At 57.3% G+C, this 15,559-nt stretch carries 11 protein-coding genes; 2 read left to right on the forward strand and 9 right to left on the reverse strand.

Annotated features, from left to right (window positions below; all coding sequences use genetic code 11):
- Nucleotides 1-122: 122 nt before the first annotated feature.
- Nucleotides 123-1,625 (forward strand): mannitol dehydrogenase family protein, encoded by a 1,503-nt coding sequence (locus LRR79_RS01415; protein WP_231758657.1) that lies wholly within the window; start codon nt 123-125, stop codon nt 1,623-1,625.
- 150 nt (nt 1,626-1,775) lie between these two features.
- Here LRR79_RS01415 and LRR79_RS01420 read toward each other — a convergent pair whose 3' ends face one another.
- From LRR79_RS01420 to LRR79_RS01455, 8 genes are all read right to left on the reverse strand, one after another.
- On the reverse strand, nt 1,776-2,567 hold the full coding sequence (locus LRR79_RS01420) for a gluconate 5-dehydrogenase (RefSeq protein WP_231758658.1): 792 nt from the start codon (nt 2,565-2,567) through the stop codon (nt 1,776-1,778).
- A gap of 149 nt (nt 2,568-2,716) precedes the next feature.
- Nucleotides 2,717-3,559, reverse strand: a complete 843-nt coding sequence (kduI, locus tag LRR79_RS01425; RefSeq protein WP_231758659.1) for a 5-dehydro-4-deoxy-D-glucuronate isomerase — start codon at nt 3,557-3,559, stop codon at nt 2,717-2,719.
- Nucleotides 3,560-3,769: 210 nt separating this feature from the next.
- The gene (locus tag LRR79_RS01430; protein ID WP_231758660.1) at nt 3,770-6,274 is read right to left on the reverse strand and encodes a glycoside hydrolase family 88 protein; all 2,505 of its coding nucleotides are present in this window, start codon (nt 6,272-6,274) and stop codon (nt 3,770-3,772) included.
- 193 nt (nt 6,275-6,467) lie between these two features.
- Nucleotides 6,468-9,113 carry a TonB-dependent receptor gene (locus LRR79_RS01435; RefSeq protein WP_231758661.1) on the reverse strand — a complete coding sequence of 882 codons (2,646 nt, stop codon included), beginning with the start codon at nt 9,111-9,113 and terminating at the stop codon, nt 6,468-6,470.
- A 248-nt stretch (nt 9,114-9,361) separates the two neighbouring features.
- The gene (locus tag LRR79_RS01440) at nt 9,362-10,183 is read right to left on the reverse strand and encodes a glycoside hydrolase family 28 protein (protein ID WP_231758662.1); all 822 of its coding nucleotides are present in this window, start codon (nt 10,181-10,183) and stop codon (nt 9,362-9,364) included.
- A 21-nt stretch (nt 10,184-10,204) separates the two neighbouring features.
- Nucleotides 10,205-10,801 carry a glycoside hydrolase family 28 protein gene (locus LRR79_RS01445; protein ID WP_231758663.1) on the reverse strand — a complete coding sequence of 199 codons (597 nt, stop codon included), beginning with the start codon at nt 10,799-10,801 and terminating at the stop codon, nt 10,205-10,207.
- A gap of 254 nt (nt 10,802-11,055) precedes the next feature.
- Nucleotides 11,056-11,514, reverse strand: a complete 459-nt coding sequence (locus tag LRR79_RS01450; RefSeq protein ID WP_231758664.1) for a FadR/GntR family transcriptional regulator — start codon at nt 11,512-11,514, stop codon at nt 11,056-11,058.
- A gap of 6 nt (nt 11,515-11,520) precedes the next feature.
- The gene (locus LRR79_RS01455) at nt 11,521-11,793 is read right to left on the reverse strand and encodes a FadR/GntR family transcriptional regulator (RefSeq protein ID WP_231758665.1); all 273 of its coding nucleotides are present in this window, start codon (nt 11,791-11,793) and stop codon (nt 11,521-11,523) included.
- A gap of 451 nt (nt 11,794-12,244) precedes the next feature.
- Here LRR79_RS01455 and LRR79_RS01460 point away from each other — a divergent pair, with 451 nt between their 5' ends.
- On the forward strand, nt 12,245-13,768 hold the full coding sequence (locus LRR79_RS01460) for a UxaA family hydrolase (protein WP_231758666.1): 1,524 nt from the start codon (nt 12,245-12,247) through the stop codon (nt 13,766-13,768).
- Between the two features lie 75 nt (nt 13,769-13,843).
- Here LRR79_RS01460 and LRR79_RS01465 read toward each other — a convergent pair whose 3' ends face one another.
- Nucleotides 13,844-15,535, reverse strand: coding sequence for an enoyl-CoA hydratase-related protein (locus tag LRR79_RS01465; RefSeq protein WP_231758667.1), 1,692 nt, complete (start codon nt 15,533-15,535; stop codon nt 13,844-13,846).
- Nucleotides 15,536-15,559 lie beyond the last annotated feature (24 nt).

Below are 15,559 nucleotides of genomic sequence, written 5' to 3' on the forward strand. Positions count from 1 at the left end.
CGCTGCGGCGCAAACATCCTGTTTGCGACGCTTCTGAAAACAGATCCCCGGCACTCCCGCTTAACGTTAGAGCCCAATACTTCGTAAGCGAATTCACATTCGCTCAACCGAGTAGAGAATTTATGAGCCAAGAAAGACTCAACAACAAACTTCTGGAAAACCTCCCCGCCGAGGTGATCAAGCCGGCCTACGACCGCAACGAAGTCACCACCGGCATCGTGCACCTGGGCATCGGCGCTTTCCACCGCGCGCACCAGGCGTGGTTCACGGAAAACCGAATTGCCGCCGGGGAAAAGGACTGGGGCATTGTGGGCGCGAGCCTGCGCTCCGCCGGTGTACGCGATCAGCTGGTGCCGCAGAACGGCCTCTATTCCGTGGTGGAGAAATCCAACGCGGGCACCAAGGTGCAGATCGTCGGTGCGGTGAGTGATGTGCTGGTGGGCCCGGAAAGCCCGCAGCAATTACTCGAGCTGCTGGCCCAGGAAAGCGTGCGTATCGTTTCCCTGACCATCACCGAGAAAGGCTACTGCCACGATCCGGCAAGCGGTGACCTGAACCCGCAGCACCCGGATGTGATTCACGATCTGGCGAATCCTTCACAGCCCAAGTCTGCTCTGGGTTACATCGTCGGCGCCCTGGCCCTGCGCAAAGAGCGCGGTCTGCCGGGCTTTACCGTGCTGACCTGTGACAACCTGCCGTCCAACGGCAAGCTGCTGGGCAACGTACTGGGTCAGTTCGCGGAGAAAGTCGACAGCGAACTGGCGGCGTGGATTGCGGAAAACACCACGACGCCGTCCACCATGGTGGACCGCATCGTGCCTGCGACGACCGACGCGGATCGCGCAGAGCTGGAAGCGCTGATCGGCTGCCGCGACGAGGCGGCGGTGATGGCGGAGCCCTTCGCCCAGTGGGTTGTGGAAGACAATTTCCTGCGCGGCCGCCCGGAGTGGGACAAGGCCGGGGCGACCTTTGTAGACGATGTGGAAGTCTACGAGCTGATCAAGCTGCGTCTGCTGAACGGCAGCCACTCCCTGCTGGCCTACAGCGGCTATCTGGCGGGCTGCGAGACAGTGGCAGACGTGATGGCGGTACCGGCCTTCAACAAGCTGGCGCTGCACTTTATGCAGTCCGAGGCCACTACCTCTATCGACGTGCCCGCCGAGTTTGATATTGCCGCTTACCAGGCACAACTGATCGAGCGCTTCGAGAACCGCGCTCTGCGCCACCGCACCTGGCAGATCGCCATGGACGGTTCGCAGAAAATTCCGCAGCGCTGGCTCGGCACCCTGCGCCACCAGCTGGCGAACAACGGGGCGATCAATGGGTCTATCGAAGTGCTGAGCTTTGCGCTGGCCAACTGGATCCGTTACGTAGCCGCGGTGGACGAGAAAGGCAATACTATTGAGGTTTCCGACCCGCTGGCGGAGGAATTGAAAGCTATCTGCGATCAGTACAAGCCGCAAGGGAATGAAGCACTGGCCGCAAGCTTCCTCTCATTTACCCCGGTGTTCGGTGACGACCTGAAGCAGAGCGCATCGCTGCAGGAGGCGGTGGTGGACTGGCTGAACAAACTGGATGCACAGGGCACACTGACCTGTGTGGAAGAAGCGTTCGCAAGCCTGTAAGACGGTAAGTTTTTTGTGATCTATCTGCCGGCGGCTGTTCACGCTTAGTGAACAGTGATGTCGGCCTTTCCTTAGGGAATCAAACGTTTGTCGTTTCAATCCCGCAGCCTGTGCTGCGGGATTTTTTATGCCATCCGAAATAAAAAACCATCACTCGTTCGACGGTTTACCTATTGTTGCCAGGATACCCCCATCCACGTAAACCACCTGACCGTTGACGAAGTTGCTCGCGTCACTGGACAGGAACACCGCGGCGCCCTGCAGGTCTTCCGGGTTACCCCAGCGGCCTGCCGGGGTACGGCCAATAATGAAATCGTTGAACGGGTGGCCGTCCACACGGATCGGCGCGGTCTGGCTGGTGGCGAAGTAGCCCGGGCCAATACCGTTCACCTGGATATTGTGACGCGCCCACTCGGTCGCCATATTCTGGGTCAGCATTTTCAGGCCGCCCTTGGAGGCTGCGTAAGCGGAAACGCTGTCGCGACCCAGCTCGCTCATCATGGAGCAGATGTTGATGATCTTGCCCGCGCCGCGCTCGATCATACGGCGCACCACCGGGCGGCTCATTACCATCACGCCGGTCAGGTTGGTTTCCAGAACTTTGTTCCACTCGGACAGTTCCATTTCCAGCAGCGGTACGCGGCGGATAATACCGGCGTTGTTGACCAGCACATCGATCGAACCCTGCTCCTGCTCGATTACCGGCACCATTTCGTTCACTTCGTCTTCGTTGGTGACGTTGAACAGGTAGCCGTGGGCGTCGTAGCCTTTTTCACGCAGTTGCGCGACGGCGCCGTCGAGCTTTTCCTGGGAGGAGTGACCGGTGATCACCAGTTTGGCACCCGCGTTGCCGAGGCCTTCCGCCATCGCCATGCCGAGGCCGTGGGTAGCGCCGGTTACCAGGGCGAGTTTTCCGGTTAAGTCAAACAGTGACTTTGACATTCTTTAACTCCAATTCTTTTGGTAGATGCGCCGCGCTTATCTACCCTACGGATGTTCGGTAATTTCTGGATACCGGCCTTCGCCGGTATGACGCTAAGAATAATTCTTCGTCATCCCGGACTTGATCCGGGATCCAGTTAGGAAAAGGATCAACGCAACTCGTGGGGCTGCACAAAATCCATATCGTCGTAATCCAGGTTTTCACCCGCCATCCCCCAGATAAAGGTGTAGTTGGCGGTACCTACGCCGGAGTGCAGTGACCAGGTAGGAGAGATCACCGCCTGCTCATTGTGCATCCAGATGGTACGGGTCTGCCGGGGCGGGCCCATAAAATGGCATACCGCTTGATCTTCCGGCACATTGAAATACATGTAGGCTTCCATGCGGCGGCTGTGGGTATGGGCCGGCATGGTATTCCAGACACTGCCCGGCGCCAGCTCGGTCATCCCCATCTGCAATTGGCAGGTCTCGATAACACCGTGTACCAGCAGCTGGTTGATCACACGCTGGTTGCAGGTTTCACTGGCGCCCCGCTCCATAACATTCGCGTCGGCCTTGCTGACTTTCACCGTTGGGTAGGCACGGTGTGCCGGCGCGGAGTTCAGGTAGAACTTAGCCGGATTGGATTTGTCCGCACTATTCAGTTTCACTTCGACGGAACCACGCCCCACGTAGAGCGCTTCCTTGTGACCGATCTCGTGTACCGTGCCATCGACCTCCACGGTCCCGGCGCCACCAATATTGATGAATCCAATCTCGCGGCGCTCTAGGAAATACTCGGAGCGCAGTTCCTCGACGGTTTCCAGTTGTACAGTTTTCTCCACCGGCATGATGCCGCCAACGATCATGCGATCTACATGGGTGTAGGTAAGGCGCACCGTATCCGCCTCGAAAAGTTTCGGTACCAGAAACTCTTTGCGCAGGCGGTCGGTATCGTACTTCACATAGTCACTCGGGTGACTGGCGTAGCGCTCTTCAAATAGAGTTGTCATGTTCATTCCCAGTAGTACTTCAACGATCCCATTGGTCACAGGAGTCAAATGCGAAGGCGCTGATGGCCGGGCCCCTTTCGCGAGACCTTCTAAAACAGGGACGTTTTAGAAGAGCCCCCAGGGATGGGTTCACGGCGTGTCTCGCGAAAGGGGACCGGACAGCAGTGCCGCCACGGTGCCATTTAATAGCACCCAATCGTTATGGGTTAATTAAGATTCAGATTCCAACAGCTTGTACATCTCGACGCCGGAAGTGATAAACGGCGCGGTGCCTTTGGGGTCGTCGTCATAAATTGGCTCGCTCATGTAGTACTCGTAGCTGCCGTCGCGGCCAAAGCCGAGGCCCGCCACCTGGCACATATCGGTGATGCTGATGGTGCCGTCGGCGTGTACCTGTACGAACTCATCCAGCAGGCCCTGGTAAGCTTTTTTCGCGGTGGCCAGGTACTTCTCTTTCGGCAGGTAACCCTGGTTCAGCGCTTTGGCGTAGAAGTAGGTGAACATGGTGCTGGCGGTGGATTCCAGGTAGTTCCCACGCTTGCCCGGCTTGTCGATGATCTGCCACCAGGTACCGGTTTCCGCGTCCTGGTATTTTTCGATCACCGGTGCAATTTCGGCGATCATGCTCAGCAGGTACTGACGCTCTTCGGTGTTCTCTTCGGGAATAAAGTCCAGTACATCCACCAGCGCCATGGCCAGCCAGCCCATACCGCGGGCCCAGTGGTAGCCGGAGAGACCGGTTTCCTTGTCTGCCCAGACCTGCTGACGCTTTTCGTCCCAGGCGTGGTAGAAGAGGCCGGTTTCCGGGTCTTTCAGGATTTCGTTCACCAGTTTGAACTCCGCCAGCACTTCTTCCACATCGGGTTCTTCGTGCATCAGCTGTTCGTATTGGGCCAGGAACGGAATGCCCATGTAAACGCCATCCAGCCATACCTGATACGGGTAGATTTTCTTGTGCCAGAAGGCACCGGCGCTGGTGCGCGGGTGTTGTTCCAGTTGCTCAAACAGGGTATCCACGGCTTTTTTGTAGGCCGGATCCTGGTTGCGCTCGTACATGCGCAGCAGCATGGTGCCGGCGCGGATGCTGTCGATATTGTATTTTTCCTGCACGTAACCGTTGATGCTGCCATCTTCGTTGACGAAGGAACCCATCACGGTCTGCACTGCATCCGCGTAGCGCGCTTCCGGTGCGACCATATTCAGTTCGTCGTAGGCCTGCAGCACCATACCGGTGGTGTACTCGAAATAGGACGGGCGCTTGCGGATGTGGTCATAACCACCGAAGCGGTAATCCAGGGTTTTGCGCTCAAGCTCGGAGTCCGCCAGCTTTTTGCTCCATTCCAGCGCAACCTCTGCGGTCAGCGGCTTGTCGGTTTCGGCAACACTTGCCGCAGTGGTCAGGCGCTGACGCAGCGGCATGGTGAGTTTTTCCGCTTCCTGCTTCAGGTAAGTTTCAAACTCGGCCTTGGTGGTGATAGGGCCGTGCTCACTTTTGCTTTCGTTGGCCCAGGCCGCCACGAAGTAGTACTGCACTTCTTTGTCTGCCGGCTTCAGGATCGCCACCTGGTTGTGCTCGTCGGTGGTGGTTTCCTTGATCACCTTGTTCTTGGCAATCACCGCCATACCCAGGTTGGCGCCATCCAGGCTCTGCGGGCCGTAGGTGCCGAAATAGGTATAGGCGTGGCCGGTAATATCGGTATCGCCCAAGATCAACTCGGTGCCCTCGTGATTCACGATACCGGCCACCAGGTTATCCAGCTCTTCGCTGGTTTTTGCATTCACTTCCACCAGGCGGCTGCCGGCGTGCATGGACAGTACGGCAGTCAGGTCGGTCTGCAGGTCGGCAACGGGCTTCCAGCCTTTGTACTGCACCTTGAACGAGGAGTAGAGCTCGCCGTTTTCGGCGATGTCTACTTGCCAATCCTGTACATCGCTTACGCGAATCACTTTTTCGCCGTCCCAGTAGCCGTAGCCACCAACGCCAACGGAGCTGCCTACTTTCAGTACGTCCATGCCCCAGTCGGCCGGTTCGTGGTAGGAATCAAATCCGTCCTGTCCTACCCCCTGCAGCACCGGGGTCTGCACTTTTTTGCCGAAAATATCAAAGCCGTTGCGCCAGTCGAGGTACACGCGGTAACCCACCAAGTCGGATTCAATACCGGGACCTTCGTAGCGGATAAAGTAGGAGTGGTCGGTGTGCTCTTCAGGCACATCGAGGGAGCTTACGTTCTGGAAGCTGCCGCCCTTGTATTCACGCTCAACCCATTCTCCACCCACCTTGTGGGAGATTTCGGCCTGGGTGCGTTTCTCGCCTTCTAACGGCGCATCGGCTTCGGCGATACGCAGTTTCAGAGTTTCATCGACGGCAACATCTACAGTGAAGAGGATGCCGTCTTTGCTGCCATCGGCATCTTTGTCGATGGTCTGCACGGGAATCTGTTCAGCCTGGTTCCACACTGCAATCGGGGAGGCAAAACCGGCTTTCAATCCGAGTTCGTAGAAGCTGAGGTAAACCGCTTCGTCCAGGCGCGGGAAATCGGACGGATTGGATAGTTCCAGGTGGGCGATAGCGCTGGGCTTTTCTGCAGCCGGAGCCGCAGCCTCTTCCGGGGACTGCGCGGCCTTTTCGCCACAGGCAGTCAGGGTCGCCGCGGTGAGCGCGAACGCAAGGGCATTCAGACCCCGCTTGCTTTGGGACGGATCAAACAGTTTCACAGACATCTCCACAAATTCGGGTTTTATTCTGTTGTTTGCCATTCGAAAAAAGAACGGCGGTAAATCGAAAAACGGCCGGGTGCGACTTCGAATTCTCAACACCGGTGTTTCCACCGGCAGAATCCCTGCACCCGGCCGCTCTATTCAGTACTGCATCGAGCTCTTAATCGTTACTTTTAATTAAAAGTTTGGATTAGAACTTGTACTGAGCACCTACGTAGTACTGACGACCGGTAGTGTGGTCAACCACGATACGACCGGAGCTGTCGATCATCTGACGGTTGGCTTCGTTGGTCAGGTTGATACCTTCGAAGCTCAGCTTCCAGTTGTCGTTCACGTCGTAGCTGGCTACGAAGTCGATGTTGCCAGTACCTTCGGTGTACTCGGTGTCATTACCGTTACGCACAGCCGCCGGAGATTGAGTCAGGTAGTCACTACGCTTCGCGTAGGAAACACGTGCGCTCCAATCTTCGTTTTCGTAGTACACGGTGGCGTTGTAGGTATTTTTGGACATACCGGTCAACACGTCGTACATCGGGTTTTCTTTGGTGCCGTAATTCATCTCGGAATCTACATAGGTGTAGTTCAGAATGAGGCCGTAGTTGTCGAAGAACATCTGCTGATACTGCAGCTCGATACCGCTCAGCTCACCACCTTCACCGTTTACGTTACGAGAAACATCCCAGATACTGGTTTCGTCGTAACTACCCTCATCGGCAAGCGCAGACGCGTCCAGGCCAGTTTCAGCCCAGGAAATACCGGAGTCGGTCTGACGGGTAATGAAGGAATCGATATCCTTATAGAAATAGGCTGCTGCGAATACCGCCTCATCAGAGAAGTACCACTCGTAAGACACGTCATAAGCCCGGGCACGGAACGGATCCAGTTTCGGGTTACCGTAGCTGATGCTGCCGTTAAACTGATCAATTTTACCGCCTGGAGTCAGCGACCCCAGAGACGGACGCGCCATGACGTCGGCCACGGACAAGCGCACGACCATGTCTTCATGGACGTCCAGCGCTAGGTTCAGAGATGGCAGGGTATCGTCATACTTGTTTTCGGCAGTGACGCCAACCAGGTTGCCACCGATGTCGGCGAGACCTGCGGATTCAACTTCAGTCGTTACCTGACGCACACCCACATTACCGCGCAGCGGCAGACCCGCAACTTCGGAACTCCAATCCAACTGCACAAAGTAGCCAAGGCTATCTTCTTTCACGTTACGGATATCTTGCGCACGCGGTGCCATACCGGCCGCAACTTCGTCAGCATAAGTGGCCAGGGTGGAATGCACATCGGGGGAGAACCAGCTAATACCCTTCATACTGGTTGTGCTGCCCGCGAGTTCAGTTGCGGAAATACCGCTGAACTTCGGACCAGAGCGCATTTCAGCCACATCGAACTCAAAGCTTTTCTGAGACACGCCACCTTTCAGCGTCATGGTGTCGTTCAGATCAAACTCCAGATTGAACGCCGCGGTGTCAAAGCTGTTATCCACAGTGTTTGGACGATGACGCAATTCAACGAAGTCAAAATTGGACGGGTCGGAAGTATCGAAGTCCGCAAAATCAATGCTGCCGCCGGAGGTGGTGGCGTTGTAGGTAAAACTGTTCTGCACATTGATTGCATCAACGATGGCAGTGGTCTGCATCGGGTTGCTGTAGTTGGACTCGGATGTACCCCAAAGGACATCACCGCGCAGACGATCGGTAAACTCGTGAGATGCACGGATTGATACCTGGTCGAATTTGGTTTCCAACTCATCGAAACGGTGCTCAACACGTAGATCGTAATTATCTACCGTCATGGAAGTAATGGTGCCATTACTGTCCATGGTGTAATCCGTCACATCGTATTCCGGGTAGTTGCCGCCATCCTTCAAGCTAACAGATACAAACTCTTCTTCACGAGTAGCGTCGAACCGAGAGGTCAGATAATCAACCAGAATTTCGGTGCTTTCGGTGGGACGGAACTGCAGAGTACCGGTAAAGCCCTGGCGCTCCTGCTCGTGGGTAAACTTGCCGTAGCGCGGAATACACGGGAAGAAACCTTCGTTCAGTGCTGCCAGCTCACTGTCATCCGCACAGGCAGAGCAATTGGCAATTTCTTCACTGGCAGTCCAGCGCACTGTGGAGAAACCTTCCTCCAGAATATTGCGATCGGAGTAGGAGTAAGAAGCCATCCAGCCGAACGTCTCGGCTTCGTTCTTGCCGCCTACCAGGAAGGAGGTACGCGGATTCGCTTCCTGTGACTGGCTGTTATAGCCGTACTGCATGTTGGCCGCGAAAGTAAACTCATCAGCCATGTCCAGCGGTCGGCCGGTACCCAGGTCAACGGTTGCACCCAGGGAACCCTCGTCGAGGTCTGCCGCCATGGTTTTATGAACGGTCAGATTGGAGAACAGCTCGGAAGCAAAGGTGTTGAAGTCAAAGGTGCGATCGCGGTTCGCGCCGCCGGAGGAATCGGCACCGCCGGTAGTGGAAATCGCTTCCAGACCGTTGATGCGCACACGAGTGAATTGGGAACCCAGGCCACGAACGGCAATGTTACGGCCTTCACCGGCATCACGGGTAATGGCGACACCCGGAATACGCTGCAGGGATTCCGCCAGGTTGAGGTCGGGGAAATCGGCGATATCTTCCGCCAGAATGGTGTCTTTGCTGCCTACAGCATCGCGTTTCTGGTCGAGGGCTTTTGCGAGGCTGGCACGGTAACTACCAGTTACCGTGATCTCTTCCAGGGCTGCATCGCCAATTTGGCTGTCTTGGGCTTGTGCAAAGGCCGGCACCGCAATCATGGCCATTGCAAGAGTGAGTGGTTTCAGCTCAAAGGTCTTCATGACTCTCATCTCCGCTTGTCGTCGTTATTCTGGTAAAACCTTTTTGGTAATACCGCTTATTATCAATGCAGGTCGATAGTCGCACACGGATTACCAACTATCAACTTTTGGCTGACCAATTTTTTACTTTTTTTGATTGCTTTACGGCCGATTAGGAAGAATATCGCGCCAGCCCGGCTTAATCCAGCGCGCGGGAGAGCGCGCTGTCGGGCTCAACGTGGTTGCATTTGCGTTAGATGGCTGAGAGGTCAGCCGGGCTGGAATAGCTGACCATTGATCGATAATTGACTCACGGTCAGGCCAGTCACTTCTTCGATTACACCAATGGAATCCGCGTGCTCAATGCGGCTGTTGGAAATTCGCAGATCGCGAATCGGGGCGCGCTCGAAGCCGCGGATCTGGAAGGCACGCCTGGCTTTCTTGCACACCAGGTTTTCCACCTGAATGTTGTAAACAGTGGGGTCAAAGTCGCCCTTGTCGCCTTCTTCGTAGTAGAAGTTGATGACGATGACGTCTTTTACCTCCCCAATGGTCAGATTCCGTACGTAGATATCGTGAATCTCGCCACCGCGCACGGAGTTGGTCTTGATCCGCAGCCCCCGCTCCAGGTGCGGGCTGCTCATCACACAGTCTTCCAGAAAGACGTTGCGCACGCCGCCAGAGATTTCGCTGCCCAGCACCAGGCCACCGTGACCATCGCGCATCTGACAGTTCCGCACCACCACATTCTCGGTCGGCACATTGACGCGACGGCCATCCGCATTGCGACCGGACTTGATCGCAATACAGTCATCGCCGTTATCGAACAGGCAGCCTTCAATCAGCACATTGCGGCAGGATTCCGGGTCGCAGCCATCGGAGTTTGGCCCATGGCTTCTCGTGGTCACACCGCGCACGGTGAGACTGTTGCACAGCACCGGGTGGATTACCCAGAACGGAGAGTTCTCCAGGGTCACACCTTCGATCAGCACGTTATCGCACTCGTAGAACTGCACCAGGGGCGGGCGCAGGAAGGAGCCTTCGGCGTAGAGGCGCTCGGCCACCGGCACACCGGCCTCGACATCTTTCATCAATGCATCACGGGGGCCGTGCTAGGTATCACCTTCATTGGTGCTGTTGTCGCACTTGGTATTTTTCCCCTTCCAGGGCCACCAGGTGTGGCAGTCGGCACCGCCGTCGATCAGCCCCTTACCGGTCAGGGCGATATTCTCGCACCGATGGGCGTAGATCAGCGGGGAGTACCCCATCATCTCCATGCCCTCCCAGCGGGTTTTTACCGCGGGCAGATAGCGTTCGGGTTCGGGGATAAAGTGAATCTCCGCACCTTCCTGCAGGTGCAGCTCGGTATTGGAAGCCAGATGAATGGGGCCAGTACGATATTTGCCCGCCGGCACCACAATGCGCCCGCCACCGGCCTTGCGGCTTGCCTCCACCGCTGCGGCAAAAGCTTCGGAGGCATCTTCACCCTCGCCTTGCGCGCCCAGGTCGCGCAGATTGAAATCGCGCGCGGGAATCACCGGCAGCTGGATATCGGACAGAATCTTCGGCACCCGAGCCCAGGGGCCGGCATATTCGGCCCGTGGCGGGCGGCTCATGGCGACGGCCTGGGGCAGCAGCCCCGGCACAGCGGGTAGCGCGGCAGCGGCGGCCAGTGATTGCAGGAAGACTCGGCGGTTGAGTCCGGTCATAAATACCTCCCGGGACTTATTCTTTTACAGGCGTAGGACTAGTGTTCATCGCTGACAGGTCACACAAATGGCAAGACCAGTTTCAAAGTCGGCTCAATAATGTCATACCAATTTAACCAGGACAATAACCATGCGGTCACGCCGATCGTGAATCCGCCTGTCCGGTTCGCGACAAAACTCCTGGATCGCGGCCGAGATAGCAGGCACAAAAAAGCCGGCACAGGGCCGGCTTTTCGGGGAGGCGGGATTGAGTCCTAGGGCAGCGCAAAACGCTGACGCGCGGCGCTCATTTCACGGCGCGCCTGCTCCAGTGCCTCGGCTTCCGTGGCATCGAGCAACTGCTGCACGACCCGCTGAAGGTGATCGCGCATGGCATTGCGCGCGCCGTCCGGGTCGCGGCTCTTGATCGCATCCAGAATCCGGCGGTGCTCTTCAATACGGGGCTTGGACCCGGCCTGACGCACCTTTTCCAGAATGCGGGCGGAAACCGATGAACTGTTGCGCAGCTTCCACAGGTGCTCACAAACCGACACCACCGCGTCGTTGTGGGTGCATTGGGCGATATGCAGGTGAAACTTTTCATCCGCGACTTCCGCACTGGATTCCGTCGCATTCTCCGCGACCATTTCTTCCAGGATGGACTCCAGCTGCTGCACCTCATCGTCGGTCATTTCGCGCGCAGCCAGGCCCGCGGCCTCGCCCTCAAACATCATGCGTGCCTACAGGATCTCGAATGCACCGATATCGCTCTCCCCGGCGGAAAAGGCGCTGGCTTCGGAGTCGGTCACGTAGACCCCGGAGCCACCTTTCACTTCCACACAGCCTGCCAGCTCCAGCGCAATGATCGCCTCGCGCACGGTGGGGCGGCTGACCTCAAAACGTTCGGCCAGTTTGCGCTCTGCGGGCAGACGGGTACCGGCCGGGTAGTCACCGGCGGCAATGGCAGCGGCCAGTTTTTCGGCCACCTGTTGATAAAGTCTGGCACCCTGCATTGAACTTCACTCCTGCAAATTTTGCTGCATCTGTTTTTGTTGGTGTTGCGCTCCGGGTACACCTATTTCGGTGCACCGCCGGCGCGGCCCATGCCGCACTCCGCTCGCGCGGCCGCCAGCCGACTCCCAACCGCTAGGTAATGGTAATCCCGATTGGGTCACTTTCAGACAAACCTGCCTGACCCATCCGCCCCCGCTACCGCACCGCTCGTCCGGCTCCCAAGCCGCATTTTCCGGCAAGTTTCGTGTGAACCGGTGCATATATATAAGTTGGGGAAATATTGCACGGATTCTAGCAGATGGGGTTTAACCACCACAATACAGAAATAGCCAATACAGTCTTACCAAATTGGTCTACCCTTCCGATTGCGGCCTTACCAATATAGTGTTAGATTGCAACCAATCATAACGACAACTGACCGCAAGTCCTTTTCAGCGGAGTCAGGACAAGATGGATCTCATTCATATACATACCGACGATAACGTCGCCGTCAGCAAGGCCCCTCTGCCCGCCGGCACGCTGGTCAACTGGCACGGCAGTCTGATGCCGCTGGTGACCGATGTACCCGCGATGCACAAGGTCTGCGTGCACCCGATTGCAGCGGGCCAGCCCGTGATCAAGTACGGCCAGGTTATCGGCTTTGCGCGGGAGGACATTGCTCCCGGCACCCACGTGCACGAATTCAATATGCAGGCGGGCGACCATCAGGTGGAGCACGACTTCTGCCGGGACTATGTGCCGACGGAATACGTCGCGCCAGAGCTGCGTGCCACATTTATGGGATATCGGCGCCCCACAGGCAAAGCCGGCACCCGCAATTATCTCGCCGTGGTTTCCACGGTAAATTGTTCGGTGACGGTGTCCCGGGCAATCGCCGCGCATTTTCGCGATAGTGGCAAGCTGCGTGATTTCCCCAACGTGGACGGTGTTGTTGCTCTGGGCCACGACAGTGGCTGCGGTATGTCCACGACCGGCGAAGGCTACCAGACCTTACTGCGCACCCTCCACGGCTATATCGCACACCCGAATTTTGCCGGCGTTCTGCTGGTTGGCCTGGGTTGCGAGGCCATGCAGATCGGTAGCCTGATGCGCGAAACCGGTCTTCGGGAAGGCGACAACTTCCAGATAATGACGATCCAGCAACAGGGGGGGACTCGCGCGGCGATCGAGTCTGGCATCGAGCGCCTGACTGAAATGCTGCCGGCTGCCAATGCCTGCGAGCGCGAGGTCATCCCGGCATCCGAACTGACCCTGGCGGTGCAGTGTGGCGGCAGTGATGCTTATTCCGGTATTACCGCCAACGCCGGTCTCGGCGCTGCTGCAGATATTCTGGTGCGCCAGGGGGGCACCGTGATCTATTCAGAAACCCCGGAGATTTTTGGGGCAGAACACTTACTGACTCGCCGAGCCTGCTCGCCTGAGGTCGCACAGAAGCTGGTCGACCGGATTACCTGGTGGGAGCATTACACCAGGATTAACGGTGTCGAGCTGAACAATAACCCATCCCCGGGAAACAAAGCCGGTGGCCTGACGACGATTGCCGAAAAATCCCTCGGCGCACAGGCAAAAGGCGGCACTACCGCACTGCAGGACGTTTACCTGTATGGTGAGCAGGTGCGCGAAAAAGGGCTGGTGTTTATGGACAGCCCGGGGTTCGACCCGGTATCCGTCACCGGGCAGGTGGCGAGTGGGGCGAACATCGTATGCTTCACCACCGGGCGCGGCTCGGCATTTGGTGGCAAACCGGTGCCGAGTATCAAGCTGGCGAGCAATTCGAACCTGTTTGAGCGTATGCGAGAAGATATGGATATCGACTGCGGCGGAATACTGGATAAACGGTTCACCGTCGCCGAGTGCGGCGAGATGATATTTCAGCATGTTCTGGCGATCGCTTCCGGCGAGCAGAGTGCCAGTGAAAGGCTGGACTACGGCGACAATGAATTTGCCCCCTGGCATATCGGCGCGGTGGTGTGATGCCATCCAGTCCGCCACAAAAAACCGGCATCCGATGCCGGTTTTTTGTGGCCACCGATGGTCAAACGGCAGTAATCAGGCCGTTTCCACCTCCTTTGGAAAATCCACCAGCGCCGACTGCAGATAGGCAGGCGTGCACTTGGGACACTGCTTGTACACAAAGGCTTTACGCGCGCGGTGATATTCTGCCTGCGGATCAAAGAAAGTGCGCCGCATAATCTCCAGCTCCTCACGACGATAGGCTGCCAGGGGCTTGATACGCTCATCCTCGGCGCGACGCTCCTGTTTCTCCGTCAACAACAGACTGACGCTTTCCGGTGCGGCCAGAGCCGTGCAGTAATCCCGCAACTCACGGTTAAAGGCCTCCGGATCTTCCGAAAACAGCAGATCGGCATAACCGTCCTCCAGCGCCTCCGAGGCAAGCACCGGCATACAGGAGGTGGTGTAGCGCTTCGCCATCTCGCCACCCAACCGGCGCGGCAACAGGTAGGTCCAGTACTCGGAACCGTATAGGCCCATGGTCTGATAATGGGGGTTGATCACAACCCCATCGCGCACGATGACCAGGTCTGACGCCAGCGCCATCATGGCCCCGCCAGCACCGGCATTGGAGCGCACCGCAGAAACCGTGATCTTGTCCTGGGTATGGATCACCTCTGCAACAAAATCATCGATGGCGTTAATGTTTTCCCAGGACTCCTCGGCCGGGTCATCCGCCGCTTCAATGGTATTGAGGTGGATACCATTGCTCCAGAACTCATCCCCGCCCATAAGCACAATCACCTTCACATCGGAAGCCGCCAGCTCGCGGTACTGAGCCAGCAACGCTTTGCACTGCCCGGTGGACATGGCACCGCCGTGAAAGGACCAGAATAGATAGGCCACATTATCGGTGTACTCGACCCAGATATCCTGCACCGCAGGCGGTGCTTCCGGAAGCGCATCCACCGGGTAATCCAGCAATGGCGGAATCACGTCTGCCGCCGGTAATTTGAAGCTACCGGCGACTTTGGCGTGAGAAAGCCACACCGCACCATCTACCGTTGCCCGACAGATGCGGCCACCGGCACTGACCAGATACGCCCCCGGTGTGCCGGTAAATTCCTGCGCCGCCACGCCGCCGAACAGGTTAACGGTGACCCCGCCGATTTCTTCCCGAATACCGGGCAGGCTATCCGCGGCACGCAGTTTTTTCAGCACGACCGCGGTGGTGTCCTGCTGCCAGTCGATGGCGCGGTCCTTCTGCGTCATGGTAGGTAACAGACAACCGGGCGCACGGGCTTCATCCAGCGGGCGCGGCACGAAATCATTCTCCATAAAAGACTGGATCGCCTGCTTTACCAGTGCCACCGCGGTGGTGGTAACTTCGCGGCGATAAAGGCTGGATTTGGACGCGCCCGGACGCAGTGGAAAGTTTTGTGTACCCCAGATATCCCCGGCATCCATGGTGTCATTGGCCTGCAGCAGGGTGACACCCCAGCGGGGCTGCTCCTGATGGATGGCCCAGTCCAGCGACGAAGGCCCGCGATCGCCTTCGATGCCGGGATGCACCACCAGACAGGGCAGCTGCTGCCATATCGCATCGGGAATTTTATGTTTTAAAAACGGACAGATGATCAAATTCGGACGAAAGCGCTCGACCGCTGCTTCCATCTCGGCGTCACTGGTCGCTAGTTGCACCAACAGTTCACACCCGGATCGAGACAGTTCGCGGTGCACGCGCTGACTCAAACCATTGAAAGCACTGCACAGTAGCAGTACGCGCATTTATACCTCCATGTATATTGATTG

The organism is Microbulbifer elongatus (assembly GCF_021165935.1).
In the GTDB taxonomy this organism is placed as follows: domain Bacteria; phylum Pseudomonadota; class Gammaproteobacteria; order Pseudomonadales; family Cellvibrionaceae; genus Microbulbifer; species Microbulbifer elongatus.